Annotated in this window: 1 protein-coding gene; it reads left to right on the top strand. The window is 68.9% G+C overall.

The window, feature by feature from the left end:
• Positions 1–212, top strand: a 212-nt coding sequence (locus tag QM693_RS37535; protein WP_283354839.1) for a condensation domain-containing protein, incomplete at both ends; no start/stop codon positions are given.

Raw genomic sequence — 212 nt, 5'->3', positions numbered from 1 at the left:
TGCCGCTCAGGGTTTGACCGCCGCGCTGACATACGCGCAGGACCTGTTCGACGAGGACACCGTCCGCGGCTTCGCCGACCGATTCACCCGACTCCTCGAGGCAGCGGTGGCCGATCCCGACAGCCCGGTCGGTGACCTCGACCTCCTCGACGCCGACGAAAAACGGAACCTGCTCGACCGCACCGGCGGCCCCGAACACCCCGCAACGACAC

The organism is Rhodococcus sp. IEGM 1305, from assembly GCF_030058635.1.
In the GTDB taxonomy this organism is placed as follows: Bacteria; Actinomycetota; Actinomycetes; order Mycobacteriales; family Mycobacteriaceae; genus Rhodococcus_F; species Rhodococcus_F opacus_D.
The sequence above is the reverse complement of the archived record's forward strand: the minus strand, read 5'-3'. Positions and strand labels throughout refer to the sequence as shown.